General features: G+C 33.8%; 12 protein-coding genes, 1 tRNA gene, 1 pseudogene and 1 other annotated feature. Of the genes and pseudogenes, 1 reads left to right on the forward strand and 13 read right to left on the reverse strand.

Translation table 11 applies throughout. The features are described 5' to 3' along the window. Positions 1–7: 7 nt before the first annotated feature. The 5 genes from VSF34_RS08235 to VSF34_RS08255 all read right to left on the reverse strand — a co-directional run bounded on the left by VSF34_RS08235 (position 8) and on the right by VSF34_RS08255 (position 6,695). On the reverse strand, positions 8–2,653 hold the full coding sequence (locus VSF34_RS08235; RefSeq protein ID WP_326716842.1) for a valine--tRNA ligase: 2,646 nt from the start codon (positions 2,651–2,653) through the stop codon (positions 8–10). A gap of 58 nt (positions 2,654–2,711) precedes the next feature. Further along, positions 2,712–2,902, reverse strand: a binding site (T-box leader). Between the two features lie 42 nt (positions 2,903–2,944). Continuing rightward, positions 2,945–3,436 (reverse strand): thiol peroxidase, encoded by a 492-nt coding sequence (tpx, locus tag VSF34_RS08240; protein ID WP_326716843.1) that lies wholly within the window; start codon positions 3,434–3,436, stop codon positions 2,945–2,947. Between the two features lie 77 nt (positions 3,437–3,513). Beyond that, positions 3,514–4,170, reverse strand: a complete 657-nt coding sequence (locus VSF34_RS08245) for a redox-sensing transcriptional repressor Rex (RefSeq protein ID WP_326716844.1) — start codon at positions 4,168–4,170, stop codon at positions 3,514–3,516. Between the two features lie 142 nt (positions 4,171–4,312). After that, entirely contained in the window at positions 4,313–5,530 is a 1,218-nt protein-coding gene (gene thiI / locus VSF34_RS08250; protein WP_326716845.1) for a tRNA uracil 4-sulfurtransferase ThiI, read from the reverse strand. Between the two features lie 13 nt (positions 5,531–5,543). Then, on the reverse strand, positions 5,544–6,695 hold the full coding sequence (locus VSF34_RS08255; RefSeq protein WP_326716846.1) for a cysteine desulfurase family protein: 1,152 nt from the start codon (positions 6,693–6,695) through the stop codon (positions 5,544–5,546). Positions 6,696–6,948: 253 nt separating this feature from the next. On the opposite strand from VSF34_RS08255, the pseudogene VSF34_RS08260 reads away from it, so the two are divergent. Continuing rightward, a pseudogene (locus VSF34_RS08260) lies at positions 6,949–8,247 on the forward strand (ISL3 family transposase). Between the two features lie 146 nt (positions 8,248–8,393). On the opposite strand, the gene VSF34_RS08265 reads toward VSF34_RS08260, so the two are convergent. The 8 genes from VSF34_RS08265 to VSF34_RS08300 all read right to left on the reverse strand — a co-directional run bounded on the left by VSF34_RS08265 (position 8,394) and on the right by VSF34_RS08300 (position 15,214). Then, entirely contained in the window at positions 8,394–10,118 is a 1,725-nt protein-coding gene (locus tag VSF34_RS08265) for a septation ring formation regulator EzrA (protein ID WP_326716847.1), read from the reverse strand. A 313-nt stretch (positions 10,119–10,431) separates the two neighbouring features. Continuing rightward, positions 10,432–11,268 carry a MetQ/NlpA family ABC transporter substrate-binding protein gene (locus tag VSF34_RS08270; RefSeq protein WP_326718057.1) on the reverse strand — a complete coding sequence of 279 codons (837 nt, stop codon included), beginning with the start codon at positions 11,266–11,268 and terminating at the stop codon, positions 10,432–10,434. Next, positions 11,268–11,945, reverse strand: a complete 678-nt coding sequence (locus VSF34_RS08275; protein ID WP_326718058.1) for a methionine ABC transporter permease — start codon at positions 11,943–11,945, stop codon at positions 11,268–11,270. The genes VSF34_RS08270 and VSF34_RS08275 overlap by 1 nt, the downstream gene beginning before the upstream one ends. Positions 11,946–11,950: 5 nt before the next feature. After that, the gene (locus VSF34_RS08280) at positions 11,951–12,670 is read right to left on the reverse strand and encodes an ATP-binding cassette domain-containing protein (protein WP_326716848.1); all 720 of its coding nucleotides are present in this window, start codon (positions 12,668–12,670) and stop codon (positions 11,951–11,953) included. Positions 12,671–12,887: 217 nt separating this feature from the next. Further along, positions 12,888–13,730, reverse strand: a complete 843-nt coding sequence (locus VSF34_RS08285) for a Cof-type HAD-IIB family hydrolase (RefSeq protein ID WP_326716849.1) — start codon at positions 13,728–13,730, stop codon at positions 12,888–12,890. 14 nt (positions 13,731–13,744) lie between these two features. Continuing rightward, positions 13,745–14,572: a DUF72 domain-containing protein gene (locus VSF34_RS08290; protein WP_326716850.1), complete on the reverse strand. Its 828-nt coding sequence runs from the start codon at positions 14,570–14,572 to the stop codon at positions 13,745–13,747. 74 nt (positions 14,573–14,646) lie between these two features. Next, a tRNA-Leu gene (locus VSF34_RS08295) sits at positions 14,647–14,732 on the reverse strand. 47 nt (positions 14,733–14,779) lie between these two features. Beyond that, positions 14,780–15,214, reverse strand: a complete 435-nt coding sequence (locus VSF34_RS08300; protein WP_326716851.1) for a SprT family protein — start codon at positions 15,212–15,214, stop codon at positions 14,780–14,782. Position 15,215 lies beyond the last annotated feature (1 nt).

Below are 15,215 nucleotides of genomic sequence, written 5' to 3' on the forward strand. Positions count from 1 at the left end.
CACCTACTTAAATACTTTTTAATGATGCAATACGCTCTGTAACTAAGGCTTGTTTTTCCAAGTAGTCTTTTTCTTTCATTCGTTCTGCTTCGACTACTTTTTCAGGAGCACTAGAGACAAATTTTTCATTACTTAGTTTTTTCTGAACTCGCTCTACTTCTTGAGTCCATTTAGTTAATTCTTTTTCTAAACGATTAATCTCTTCTTCAATATTAATCAAATCAGCTAGTGGTAAATAAATCTCAGCTCCAGTAATTACAGCACTCATAGCTAAATCAGGCACATCAATTGTATCTGCAATCTCTAAGACTTCAGGGTTACAAAAACGCTCAATATAGTTTGTATTAGCCAGTAAAAAGTCTTTTACAGAATCTTTTGATGTTTTGATTAACAGTGTAATCTCTTTAGACATTGGGGCATTTACCTCAGCACGAGCATTACGAACTGATCTAATCAATTCTTTTAAAACTTCCATACCTTCTGCTGCCTCAATATCTGTCAGCTCTGGATTAACAGTTGGATAAGAGGCAACGACAATTGACTCACCAGAATGAGGGATTTTCTCCCAAATCTCTTCTGTAACAAATGGCATGATTGGGTGTAGTAAGCGTAAAATATTATCTAGTGTATAAACTAAGACACTTCTTGTCATTTGTTTTTGGACTTCATCGTCACTAAATAAGACGTCCTTACTCATCTCAATATACCAATCACAAAAATCATCCCAGATAAAGTTATATAAATAACGACCAGCCTCACCAAACTCAAAACGGTCAAAGAAATACGTCACACGCTCAATCGTTTCATTTAATCGTGTTAAAATCCATTTATCAGGAACTGTTTGATGTCCATCTAAGTTTACCTCGTCAATAGTCATCCCTTCGACGTTCATTAAAACAAAACGTGAAGCATTCCAAATTTTGTTAATAAAGTTCCAAGAGGCATCCATTTTTTCATAACTAAAACGCATATCTTGACCAGGTGTAGACCCGTTTGATAAGAACCAACGTAGGGCATCAGCACCGTATTGCTCAATGACATCCATTGGGTCAATTCCATTACCTAAAGATTTACTCATCTTACGTCCATCTTCAGCACGAATTAAGCCATGAATTAAGACATTATCAAAAGGTTTTTCTCCAGTAAATTCTAAACTTTGGAAAATCATACGACTTACCCAAAAGAAAATAATATCATAACCTGTGACTAAAGTATTTGTTGGGAAATAACGTTTAAAGTCTTCTGAATCAAGATCTGGCCAACCCATAGTAGAAAATGGCCATAGAGCTGAGCTGAACCATGTATCTAAGACGTCTTCATCTTGTATCCAGTTTTCAGTATCTACTGGAGACTCAGTGCCCACATACATCTCACCTGTTTCTTTATGGTACCAAGCAGGAATCTGGTGACCCCACCATAGCTGACGAGAGATAACCCAGTCGTGTACATTTTCCATCCATGTTAAGAACGTTTGATTAAAGCGTGGTGGGTAAAAATTAACAGCATTGTCAGTTTCTTGATTTTTAATTGCTGTTTCTGCTAATTTTTCCATACGAACAAACCACTGTGTTGAAAGACGTGGTTCAATAACGACACCAGTTCGTTCTGAGTGACCAACGCTATGTGTCATTTTTTCAATTGTTTTTAATAAACCTAACTCATCCATCTCTTTTACTAATTCTTTACGAGCTATAAAGCGGTCCATACCTTCATATTTACCAGCTAACTGATTCATAATGGCTTCATCAGTCATCACGTTAATACGAGGTAGGTCATGACGATTACCAACCTCAAAGTCATTAGGATCATGGGCTGGGGTAATTTTTACGACACCTGTTCCAAAATCCATCTCCACATACTCATCAGCAATAATGGGAATTTCACGATTTACAATTGGTAACATCACTGTCTTACCAATTAAATCTTGATAACGCTCATCATTAGGATGAACAGCAACTGCCGTATCTCCAAGCATCGTCTCAGGACGAGTCGTTGCAATTTCTAAATTACCACTACCATCAGCTAATGGATAGTACATATGATAAAAAGCACCTTCAACATCTTTATGAATCACTTCAATATCAGACAAAGCTGTTTTTGCTTGAGGATCCCAATTAATAATATATTCTCCGCGGTAAATTAAATCTTTTTCATATAGACCTACAAAGACTTTTTTAACAGCCTCTGACAGGCCATCATCTAGTGTGAAACGTTCACGAGAATAATCAAGTGATAACCCTAATTTTCCCCACTGCTCACGAATATGTCCTGCATACTCTTCTTTCCACTCTTTTGTTGTGTCGATAAATTTCTCACGGCCTAAGTCATATCTACTAATACCTTCTCCGCGTAATTTTTCCTCAACTTTAGCTTGAGTTGCAATACCGGCATGATCCATACCAGGAAGCCATAGCGTATCATAGCCTTGCATTCTTTTTTGACGAATAATCATGTCCTGTAAGGTTGTATCCCAAGCATGACCTAAATGTAGTTTTCCTGTCACGTTTGGTGGTGGGATAACAACTGAATATGGTTCAGCCTCTAAATTACCACTTGGTTTAAACAAGTCTCGTTCTAACCACTTGTCGTATCTACCTTGCTCTACTTCTTTTGAATCAAATTTTGGTGCTAAATTATTGCTTGTTTCACTCATTACTTTGCCTTCCCTTCCTAACTAAAAAAATAAAAAAAAACGCCCTAAAGTATGTCTACTTTAGGACGATATAATCGTGGTACCACCTATATTCATAGGTAAAAAAACCTATCTCAATTGTGAGATAACGGTCACAAATCCGTCACTGCTCCAAAGCAACCTTCATACTCTTCAAAGGAAAATGTTTCAGCCTAGCATTTTCTCTCTGAGTCTTTTCCAAGTATTACTCCTCTTTTTCCTAGCAGTTGATGTATGACTATATTCTACAATGCTTTTGTTATCGCGTCAAACCTAGATTAATTCTTTTGCAGCTTTAAGTGCTACTCCGTAATTTGGCTCACTTGATACTTCTGGAACAATTTCCATATAGTTAATCACACCATCTTGATCAACGACAATAATCGTTCTAGCTAAACGATTAATTTCCGGAATAAGTAAACCATAAGCCTCACCAAATTTACCATCTTCATCACGTAACATTGTCATGTCGACACCTTTAGCTGAACACCAATTAGCTAGCTCTTCTTTTGTGTTATTTGAAACTGTTACAAAATTAATATCTGTAACATCTGCTGCTTCGTGATTAAAACGTGTTGTTTGTAGGGCACAAATACCTGTATCAATATCTGGAACAACACTAATAATAACTGGTTTCCCTTTTAAACCACTAAGTGTTACAACCTCATCAGATAAATCTAACATATTAAAATCCGGTGCTTTTTCGCCAATTTTTGGTTGTGTTCCTTTTAACTCAACTTCTTGACCTTTTAATGTAACGTTCATACTGACACTTCCTTCTTTATAAGTTACTTACTAGTATAAAGAATATATCTGAAATACACAAAAGAGATGCCTATCTATTACAGTGATTCTAAATCAGCATGATTATAATTTTCATCATAATAAATAAGTGTTAATAACTCTGTCGTTAGATCAATGTATTGGACTTGAACATTATTAGGAACTTTGACACGTTTTGGGGCAAAATTTAAAACTGCCGTTACACCAGAAGACACTAATTCATCAATAACTTTTTGAGCCTTACTACTAGGTACTGTCATAATGGCTGTTGTGATGGCCTCTTTTTCTATCACAACCTTCATATCTTCCATTTGTTGAATAACAATACCATTAACTTTTTCTCCAATTAATTCTGGATCAGTATCAAAAGCTGCTACAATATTTAAATTATTATTTCGTCTAAAATTATTTGTGACAAGTGCCTTACCCAAATTACCTACACCAACTAAAGCAATTCTTTTTTCAATATCAGTGCTTAAAATCTCACTAAAAACTTCGATTAAATAAGGCACATCATAACCATATCCACTACGCCCAAGTTCGCCAAAATGGGAAAAATCTCGCCTAATTGTTGCTGATGGGATTTGAATCATTTTACTAAATTCACTTGATTTTATTCTTGTTACACCTGCATCTTCTAAAGTTTTCAAATATCTAAAGTACAATGGAATACGCTTGGCTGTTGCTTTTGGAATCATTTTAGTCTTCTCTACCATACCACAAGACGCCCCCTAAAAATTGTGATTTCATTCACATTTAGTTTAGCATTTATTCAATTCTATTTCAATTGCTGTGTGAAAAAACACCCCTTAAATAATAAGCATCATTCGCACTTTTATTTAAGGGGTGTTTTATTAGTTAAAATAACTCTGCCATGTCTGTGGTTTCTTGATTTAAGAATTTATCACCAGATTTAACTTCTTCTATAACAAACCCAGCTAAAGATCGTTGAATCAATCCTTCAACATCTAAACGTGCTTCAAATTCTTCAACTTTATCTAATTTGGGTTTTGTTTTTGGCTCAGGTGGAGCAAAAATTGTACAGCAATCTTCAAAAGGTTGAACTGCTAATTCAAAAGTATCAATTTTTTCAGCTAATTCAATAATTTCTGATTTATCCATAGTAATCACAGGCCTAATGACAGGTGTTGTCGTCACAGCATTGATTGCTAACATACTATGCATTGTTTGTGATGCTACTTGACCAAGAGATTCACCGTTAACAATAGCTAAACCTTCACGTTGTTCTCTAATAGCATCTGTCAAACGCATCATAAACCTTCTTGTCACCGTCATCCAGTAACCTTGTGGAATGGATTGTTTAATCTCTTCTTGAATTTCAGTGAAAGGTACGGTGATAAATTTGATACCACCAACATAAGGAGTTAACCTGACAGCTAAATCTTTAGCCTTGTTTAGTGATTGTTCACTTGTGTATGGCGGGCTATAAAAATGTACTGCTTCAATTTCCATACCACGCTTCATTGCTAAATACCCTGCAACAGGTGAATCAATCCCACCTGACAACATAAGCATACCCTTACCACTTGATCCAACAGGCAAACCTCCAGCACCTAAAACTGTTTCACAAGATAAGTATGCTGCTTCATTACGAACCTCTACATCAACTCTAATATCAGGTTGAACCATTTTAATTTCAATACCTTCAACTCCCTTATAAATAGCAGAGCCTACTTCACGGTTTAACTCATTACTATCCCAAACAAATTGTTTGTCAGACCGTCTACTTTGAACTTTAAATGATTGACCTGGAGTAAACATATCTTTTACCATTTCAGTAGCTGTTTGACAAATAATCTCTGGATCCTTCTCAACTTTTACAACAGGAGAAAAACTTTGGATACCAAAAATTGGTATCAGTCTTTCCATCACTGCTTGATCATCTGTACCATTTAAAGTTAAATGCATACGATCACGGTCACTATTAATTTTGACATCTGGAAAAGAGTACAAACTTTTCTTTATGTTATGAGCTAGCTGACTAATAAATAACTTTCTATTACGCCCTTTTGTTGACAATTCACCGTAGCGAATCATGATTTCTGTCGCTTTCATTGCTTACTCCTTTTTATGAATGTATTTTTGAAAATTTTTGATATAGCTGATTGAAAATAATTAAGAACTGCTCAACTTCTGCCATAGTGTTCTTATCACTTAGACTCACTCTAACGGCAGTTTCAGCTAGTTTGGGAGCAACTCCCATTGCTTTTAGTGTACTATGTGAACTCTTTTGTTTACTTGAACAAGCACTTGTTGTTGAGAGGTAAATGTCTTTTTCCTCAAAAGCATGAACAAGTACTTCACCACGTAAATTTTTGATTCCAAATGTCAAAATATGAGGGGCAGATATATTTTTATTTAAAGAAGAAAAAATAGTCACATTTTCAAATTGAGATAAACCCTCTGCTAAGGCCTCTCTTAATTTTTGAATTTTATTATTTTTAAAATCAGCATCCTCATTAGCCAGACGAAGAGCTTTAGCACTAGCTACAATTCCTGGTAAGTTTTCTGTCCCGCTACGTTTGTTTTTTTCTTGCCCACCGCCATTTAATAAGGCCGCCAGCTTATTTCCTTTTTTCCAATAAATAAACCCAACACCTCTTGGACCTTGAAATTTATGAGCCGAAAATGTTGCAAAATCAACGCGAGTTGTCAACCATTCACTAACATCAACCTTTGTGATAGATTGTACAGCATCCACATGATAATGAATACTAGGATAATCTTCAAGAAGTTCACTGATGGCTTTAACCGGCTCTTTGATACCAACTTCACTATTAACGACTACAGTTGATACTAAAATCGTATCATCTCTAATAAGTAACTTTAAGGACTCTACATCAATCAAGCCTTCACTTGTAACTGGTGCTACAGATATATCAAAACCTAAGCTTTCTAATTGTTTAGCTGTTTCACTAACAGAAGGATGTTCTACGCTTGAGATGATCATATGTTTACCAAACATTCTTTTTTCAATCGCTGTCCCTTTTAAAATCCAATTGTTACCTTCCGTCCCACCACTTGTAAAATAAATTTCGTCTGAAGAAACAGCTAGAGTGTCTGAAATCTGTTTTCTAGCTTTTTCAAGTAACGTACTACCTTGTTGTCCAAGTCTGTGTAAACTAGATGGATTACCTATAAATCGTTGACTCATTTTTACATACGTATCCAATGCCTGTGGGCTAATCGGAGTTGTTGCACTATTATCAAAATATATCATATCGTCACTCTTTTCTAAAAATTCACTATTTATTATAACGTGCTAGGCAGTAATCAGCAACTTGTTTCAAAAAAGAGAGTAGGTACAGTTTTATTGGCTCTATAATTTATAGGACTGATGAATCATTTTTGATTCATCAGCCCTATTTTAGTTTATTTAAGTAGAAAAACATGTCGTCTATCTAGTAAAATTAAAGTACCAACCAAAATCTTAAATAGAAAGGACGACATGTCATGACTAATCATATCAAAAAATGTTGCGAATTAAAGATGAAGATTTAAATTTAACTTGTGTTGAAGAAGGAAAATACAAAGGTGTGAACACATTAATTATCACTGATACCTACTCACCTAAGCTTACGACCTGTAAGTATTGTCAGTCTCATGCGAACGATGCAGATGAAAAGAAAACCATTGTAAAAAATGGGAAAAAAGAAGTGACAATTCGTTTGGAATCATATCAAAACATTCCAACTATTTTAAAGCTAAAAAAAACAACGATATTTTTGTAAAAACTGCCACCAACATTGGACAACTCAATGTTCTATCGTTGAAGAAAATTGCTTCATTAGCCGATTCATGACTTTCAAAATATTGGAATTATTAACCTAAAAAATATCCATGACTGTTATCGCTAAAATATGTCATGTGTCACTTACGACTGTTATAAGAGTTCTTAAGTCCGTTGAGAAATATTTACCTGAAACACTTAAGCCGCGCTCTTTTCCAAAAGTTCTAATGGTTGATGAATTCAGATCTCATGCCACCTATGAAGATAAAATGAGTTTTATTTGTGCCAATGGTGAAACCGGTGAACTGGTTGATGTTCCTCCTAGTCGTAGACTTGATAAACTAATGAATTACTTCAATCGTTCTCCCAAGGAGAAACGAGAATAGGTAAAATTTCTAGTGACAGATATGAATGCGGCTTATTTTCAGTTAACTAAAAAAATCTTTCCTTGTGCAGCTTTAATCATTGATAGGTTTCATATCGTTAAACACTTAAACCAAGCTTTTAATGACTTTAGAGTCAGGGAAATGAAAGAATTAGTAAAGAATTATCAGCGTTCTGAAGCCAATAAGCTAAAAGTAAATTGGAAATACCTATTAAAGAATCAAATGACTGTTTCTAGTTCAGAATATAAAAATTGGAGAAGCTTTCCTTCACCTAAGTTTCCTCCTCTAACAGAATCAATGATGATTGATCGTTTTTTATCATTTTCTACAGACTTAAAAGAAGCCTATGGCGTGTTTCAATTATTAACCTATCACTTTAGAAATAAAGATTCAGACTCATTTTTTGATTTATTAAAGAACTTACCGACTACCTTAGATCTACTATTTAAACAGAAGATTGAAAATCTGATTAATTATGAAGAAGGGATTCGTAATGCTTAACGTATAAGTATTCTAACGGAAAAATAGAAGCTAAAAATACTCATATTAAGACATTAAAAAGAGTATCTTATGACTTCAAATCTTTTAGTAATATGAGGATAAGAATTTTTATGATAAACGGCCTTGTCACAATCTTGTCACAATTGAATAACTAAAAAAGATGATGAATTTGAGAAAATTCTCAAATCCATCATCTTCAATATTTGTCTCATCAGTCCGATTTGACAAAGAGCTCAAAAAAATAGTAAACCTAAAAAGGCTTACTATTTTTTAAATCATCAATCACTTTCTTTTATAAAGCTTAATTGATTTCTTCTTTATTATTAAAATAATATTTTCTAATACGTTCAGATGCACCTGGTTCAATTTTATTAATAGCACCAGAGATAACATCTAGAGCATCTTGGTATTGATGCTCTCTTGAGAATAAACTCAAGCTACGATCAATAGCTTGCTTAATTTCTGGATGAGAAAAACGGAAGCGGTTTGCATATTGAATCATTTGTTCAGTTAAAGCAGCACTATCAATTAAGTCATCCGTTTTTTCACGTAATGTCTTAATATCTTCCTCACAAAGTGATTCCAGGCGTGCAATATGATTCATATCTATTCTTATTTTATTAAGCTCTTGGCTTAGTTCTTCAATTCTCTCACCAGTTACAAAGAAAAATTCTAAATAACTGCTTGGTATTCCAGGTAAGCGTTGCTTTTCAACATAACGTTTTAACATACGCAATTCTAATTCATAGTCATCAACTTTCTTAATAGCTTCACGCTCTCTTGGAGCAAAGTCCTTAACAGCATGACCTATCTCGATTTGCCCTTGTTCGATATCTTTCAACCGGGCTAGACTCTCGCGGTAAAAGGCAGCTATTTGTGAATAAATAGCAGCTTTATTAGTGATTTTCTCTTCTGTTTCCTTAAAATCTTTTTCCATCTCTTCAATTTGAGCTTGGAAGCCTCGAACACGACCTAATTCATTGTTATTTAAAATATAACTTTGAGACACATGATCCAATTCAATCATTAATAAATGATTGTTTTTATTAACATGCTCTAAGAAGCTCACTAACCTTACTTTTTGCTCGTTTACATAAGTTCTAGATGAAATTTCTTTTTCCATAATGTCATATAAATGATCAATCTCTTTTGAAATTTCAACATTTAATTTAGCAACATTTTCAACTTCTAACTTCTCTAAGTTTTTAAGAGTTGATTGAACTTTTTCTTCTAGCTTTTCAACATTAGTTTCAACGATGTCACTCTCAAAAACATAGTGGTCTTTTTTAAGTGACTCGTAACCTTCTTTAATTTCCTTTAATTGTTTAGGGAATACATTGTGTAATGTATCAAACAACGGAGGGATTTCAACAATCGTTTTTTGGATTTCATATGTTTTCTTCTCAGCATTTTCCAGTACGCTACGAGCTTCCATCGGGTCACCCGCCGTATTTAATGCAACAAATTGTGTAAATTCACGCTCGATATTTTGAATTTGTTTTTCAAGTTCTCCGTAAGCACTTCCGTATTTTTCAGGTGTTGCAGTTACAGATTTTTCAATGATTTCAAAAGAATCTAAGGCTTTTTGAACAGCTTCAGAGTTACGTTCTTCACTCTCTCTTAAATCTTTTAGTCCTTGGCGAATCTCTTGAACTTCTTTTTCCATCTCAGTTAACGTCACATTGGCATTTTCCAATGCTTCTTTAACTTTCATAAAACGGAAGGTTTCATTTAAACTTTCAATTTCAAAAATAAGGCTTTCTAACTCGGCAAAAGATATAGTAGATATGTCAATCCACTTTTGGTTCCATTCTCTGAAAGTATTTTGGCTTTGCCCTACTAAATGCATCTTTTTAACGTCATCTACCTCTTCTAAAACAGGTAAATCAAACAATGCAGTCTTGCGTTTTTCAAGCTCCTCCAGTTGTTCTTGATTTTTACGACGCATGAAATATGCCACTAAGTAAGCGGCTATTACAATGATAATAATTATCAGTAATATCCATAGCCAGGCTGTTGTATTCATTAAATTTCCTCCATATAATGTTTGTGACCACTACCCTTTCACTCACCAGAAAAAAAGATTTTAATATCTCTCTCATGGAGATTTATGAAAATCTATTAACACGCTATTGATCTGTATATTAGAAAATTTACATCTATGAAGTATTATAGCACACTCACAAAGTTGTATCACTAATTTATTCTGTAAAATCAGATTTTTTCATGACCTTATCACTTATTTTCAATTTTTTTAATATTTTAATTTGTATTAAATATAAAAACACTAACTATAATTAGTCTTTACAAATAACCATAGCTAGTGTTGATATTTAAATTTAAAATGATGGCACAGCAGTATTACCATGCTCTTTTTCAAGATAGTCTTTAACTTCTTGACTAGTCATAGCTTTTTTTAAAGCTTGAATTTTTTCAGAGTTCTCATTATCTTGTCTAGCAACTAAACTAATAGCAAAACGAGTATCAATTTTATTTTCTAAAAACAAAGCATCATCTGGTGTCAAGCCAACTTTAGCAATATAAGCTGGGTAATTATAAACTAAGGCTACCTTTTTTTCATTATACGCCTCTGCTAAGTTCAATAGGTCAACTTGGAGAAATTCAATATTTTTTGGATTTTCTTTAATATCTTTAATGGTACCATTAAATCCAACCCCATCATTTAACGTGATCAGTCCTTGCTCATCTAACATAGCTAAAGCACGACCTTCATTTGACACATCATTTGGAATAGCTACTGTCATGCCATCAGGTAACTCTTCAATGGTTTTATAATCTTTTGAATAATAGCCTACTTTAGCATCATAAACCGGCTGAATAGCCACTAAATCAGCACCTTTTTCTTCATTAAATTTTTCCATATAAGGTTTATGTTGTGCAAAATTAGCATCAACTTCTTTACTTTTTAACATTTCATTATATTGGATATTATCATTTACTGATACAATTTCAATATCCCAGCCATCTTTTTTTGCAGCATCTTTAGCTGCTAACACAACATCTGTCATAGGTGGTGCTTGAGTAGCCACTTTAATAACTTTATCCTCTTTAGTATGACTAGCAGTTGCTTCTTTGTTTGCTGCTTCATTATTTGAGCAAGCTGCTAAGCTTACGACTAAACCTATTAAAGCTAAACATTTCAAACCTTTCTTCATCATCTATCCATCCTTTTATCTATTTTTTTTGCTATAAATGATCCTATAAACTGGATCAAACCAACGATTAAAATCATAATCGTAACAGCTGTATACATCACTGCTGTTTCATAACGCTGATACCCATATCGAATCGCAAAATCACCAATTCCTCCTCCACCAACTACTCCCATAACTGTCGAGTAGGAGACAAGGCTTATTAACATTGACGTTAAACTTAGAACTAATCCACTTCTAGCTTCTAACCATAAAAAGTGATAAACAAACTGCCAAGAACTCACACCTAAACAATCTGCTAACTCTAACACACCTACTGGTATATCTAGTAAAACTTGCTCTACTAACCTAGCATATATGGCAATAGATACAACGCTTAGGGAGACAGAAGCAGCAATAGGACCAAATCCAGTCCCAACTAACCACCTTGTCATAGGGATTAAAGCTACCACTAATAACAAAAAAGGAAATGAGCGGATAACATTAACATAACTATTTAGGATAATGTAACTGACAGATAATGATTTTTTTTGATTCATCTGGCTTAAAAAAAGCTGTGTCCCAATTAAAAGTCCAAGCCCCCCACCAATCCCCATAGCGATGGATACCATCAGAAGTGTTTGCTTTAAAGACATCACTAGTTCAGGAAAATAATAACTAATACTCTCATAATGACTCATGTTACTCATGTTTCTAATCTCCTAATGGCTTTTTCTTTATACGTCTCAGTTAGTGTATCTAGACTTGACTGGTTTACTTGAATATCAGCTACCAGATTCCCCTTATCTAACACTAAACATCTCTCACATAAATATTTCACACTATCTAACTCATGACTGATAAAACAAATAGTTGGTTGATAATCTTGATGAACTTCTTTTATTAGTTCTAAAATTAAATGAGTTGTGTGATCATCCAAAGCACTTGTCGCCTCGTCTAGTAGTATTAACTTAGGTTTGTTTACTAAAGCCCTAGCAACTGCCACACGTTGTTTTTGACCACCACTCAATTGGGATGGGTATTTTTCTTGATACTCTAGTAGACCTACTTTATCTAACCATCTACAAGCCTTTGTTTTATCCTTATCTCCTAATAATTTAAGAGGTAAGAAAATATTTTCTAAAACAGTTAAATTATTTAATAAGTGATAATCTTGAAAAATCATGCCAATGTCATGTTTTACTTTTCTTATTTGATTTTTTGGTAATGTCGAGACCTCTTTATCTGCCATTATGATGTTGCCCTGATCAGGAACTTCAGTTAGATTGAGTAACTTAAGTAACGTTGATTTACCAGAACCACTTTGTCCAACAATACCCACTAGTTGTCCAGAGGGGATTTCAACTGAGATATCATTTAATAAAAATGATTCATAATACTTACTGACATGTTCTAGTTTTATCATGATTATCCCCTATTTTGATTGTTTTTTTTCACATATGTGTTATTTTTTTATTTATTGTCGACAGGCATAATAGTAGCCCCTAGCTACCTAAATAGCAATGCAATCAAAAAAAGTAAGAGAAACAGTCACAACTGATTCCCTTACTTTTTGTGAAAAATCTTTATTTAACAGTATTTAACAACTTTTTATCTCTTTGAAATAGAAACAATTTTGTTTTTTATTTTATTTTTTGACCAATTAAATGCTGTTTAGCTAACATGTAATAAATACCATCCTCATCATTACTACCTGCTACCTCATCTGCTAATACCTTGACTTGCTCAGGAGAGTTCCCCATCGCAATACCTAAACCAACACCTCTTAGCATCTCTACGTCATTAAAGTTATCTCCAAAAGCCATGGTTTCAGATAATTCAATACCAAAATACTCAACCATTTTTTCAATGCCTTTTAGTTTAGACCCACCTTTTGGAATAATATCTACAGAAAAAGGATTAGACCTTGTAATCGTACAAGTTGGAAATTCTTTTTCAAGAGTTGCTTGCTCTTCTAGCGGACTTTTCATCACCACTTGATAAATAGGTTGATCAAAAATCGGTAAATCTATAAATAAATCAGCACTTGGATATAAATTAGCACCTTTGTCAGCAATTTTAAACATGGTTGATTTTGATACCACATGAGTTAAGGCATTTATCCACTTTTTTTGCCCAATTTTCATAGATTCACTACCATAAAACGTTTTTCTTCCACCAAAAATCATCTGTTTGTCTTCTAAATCACCATATATAGCCAAATCTTTTACTGTATCAGTTGGAAAAGGATTTTGATAAATTCCTTTATCGTGTGAAAAAACTAATTGACCATTAAATAACACATAACCATCTAAATCTAATTCACCAACTAAACTATCAATACTCATTGGTCCTCTACCTGAGGCGATGAAACATTTGATACCATTTTTTCTTAAGTCTTTGATTCCCTGAATAGTTAGTGGTGATAATGTCCCTTTACTTGTTAATAACGTCCCATCAATATCAAAAAAAACTGCTTTAATCATCCTACTCCCTCTTTCTAAAATAATGTTGTTTGACTCGGATTTAATCCTATATAATCAATATTTAGCATCTCTTTAAATAATAAAGCATTTGGTGCAGCATCTCCTGCTGAATTATTATTAAAAATAACAACTTTATTTTTCCCTGGTAAATCAGATACCTCTTGAGCTAACTGGCTTAATTCAGCTGAGTTATAACAATATAAGTTTCTTTTCTTACGCCAATCTAAATCTTCTGTTGTCCAGTGTGCTTTTTGTCTACCATGTAATCTAACATAAACTAAAGACTCACTAGTCACTTCTTTTAAAAAAGGAACAGAATGAATTGGCACTTGGGGCTCATCTACAATAACCAAAGATAAATGATGATCCCTCATAAACTGTAACATCTTGTCTTGAAAGTCTGCTTGATACCAACTATCACTTCTAAGTTCAATGGCTAAGGGTAAGCCGAGAAAACGTTGGCGTAACCTTCTTAAATAATCAACATTTTCTTTTGTACAAGTAAAATAACTAGAGAATTGACATAAAATAGCTTCTAAACGATTAGTGTCAACTAAGGGTGAGATAAACTCAAAAAAAGCCTGATCCATATCTTCTTCACTTTGATAATAATCTTCCCAATTAGCATGTTTGGTCATGGCTTTAAATGCTTTAACGATAAATTTAAATTCGCTAGGTGTCTCTTGAACCCATTTTTTGCTCACTGATTTGGGCTTTATCCCGTAAAACGATGTATTCATCTCCACCACAGGAAAAACAGATGCGTACTCACCTAGTGTTAATTTATTTTTATTTAGTAATGATCCATGCTCGTTAAACGACGTTAATCCTATTTTTATCACAATAACCCTCTCTTTTACTTATTACTTTATAATAAAAAAGTGCTAGGTTACTAAATCACCTGACACTTTTTTGATGCGAAAAAAGGGATTCGAACCCTCACAGAGAATACTCTCCACAAGGCCCTCAACCTTGCGCGTCTGCCAGTTCCGCCATTTTCGCTTCTCTAATAAATAGTTTAACATAAATTGCTCAATCTATCTCGTTTGCTACCTGTAAGCTAGTTTACCACCACAACGACACCGATATCTTTCTAAATTCATCCGTTTCTGACGATAAAAAGTATGATGACAATCTAAGCATTCTATCTGATACTTTTTTTTATCCTTAGTTAAAGGAGGTGTAAAACGCGATCCACCTGTTTTAGCAAGTAATTCTTTGAACGCTCTATCCTTGTGTTGAAATCCTTTATCTTCTAAATGTAAATGATAGTGACATAATTCATGCTTTATAATACTAATTAGAACTGCTTCATCATAAACAGCTAATATTTTAGGATTAAAATCTAACTGGTGAGTAGATAAATGATACCTCCCACCAGTTGTTTTTAATCGCTTATTAAAGGTTGCAAGATGCAAAAAGGGTTTATGAAAATAATTCAAAGAAATGTTTTCGACTAGATGTTGTAATTCCTCATTTGTCACA

This window comes from Vagococcus jeotgali (genome assembly GCF_035918315.1).
In the GTDB taxonomy this organism is placed as follows: domain Bacteria; phylum Bacillota; class Bacilli; order Lactobacillales; family Vagococcaceae; genus Vagococcus; species Vagococcus jeotgali.

Excerpts from the sequence above, each read along its gene's own strand:
- VSF34_RS08265 (WP_326716847.1), bottom strand. The coding sequence starts at position 10,118 with ATGAATACAACAGCCTGGCTATGGATATTACTGATAATTATTATCATT.
- VSF34_RS08270 (WP_326718057.1), bottom strand. The coding sequence starts at position 11,268 with ATGAAGAAAGGTTTGAAATGTTTAGCTTTAATAGGTTTAGTCGTAAGC.
- VSF34_RS08235 (WP_326716842.1), bottom strand. The coding sequence starts at position 2,653 with ATGAGTGAAACAAGCAATAATTTAGCACCAAAATTTGATTCAAAAGAA.
- VSF34_RS08280 (WP_326716848.1), bottom strand. The coding sequence starts at position 12,670 with ATGATAAAACTAGAACATGTCAGTAAGTATTATGAATCATTTTTATTA.
- VSF34_RS08275 (WP_326718058.1), bottom strand. The coding sequence starts at position 11,945 with ATGAGTCATTATGAGAGTATTAGTTATTATTTTCCTGAACTAGTGATG.
- thiI (WP_326716845.1), bottom strand. The coding sequence starts at position 5,530 with ATGAAAGCGACAGAAATCATGATTCGCTACGGTGAATTGTCAACAAAA.
- VSF34_RS08255 (WP_326716846.1), bottom strand. The coding sequence starts at position 6,695 with ATGATATATTTTGATAATAGTGCAACAACTCCGATTAGCCCACAGGCA.
- tpx (WP_326716843.1), bottom strand. The coding sequence starts at position 3,436 with ATGAACGTTACATTAAAAGGTCAAGAAGTTGAGTTAAAAGGAACACAA.
- VSF34_RS08285 (WP_326716849.1), bottom strand. The coding sequence starts at position 13,730 with ATGATTAAAGCAGTTTTTTTTGATATTGATGGGACGTTATTAACAAGT.
- VSF34_RS08245 (WP_326716844.1), bottom strand. The coding sequence starts at position 4,170 with ATGGTAGAGAAGACTAAAATGATTCCAAAAGCAACAGCCAAGCGTATT.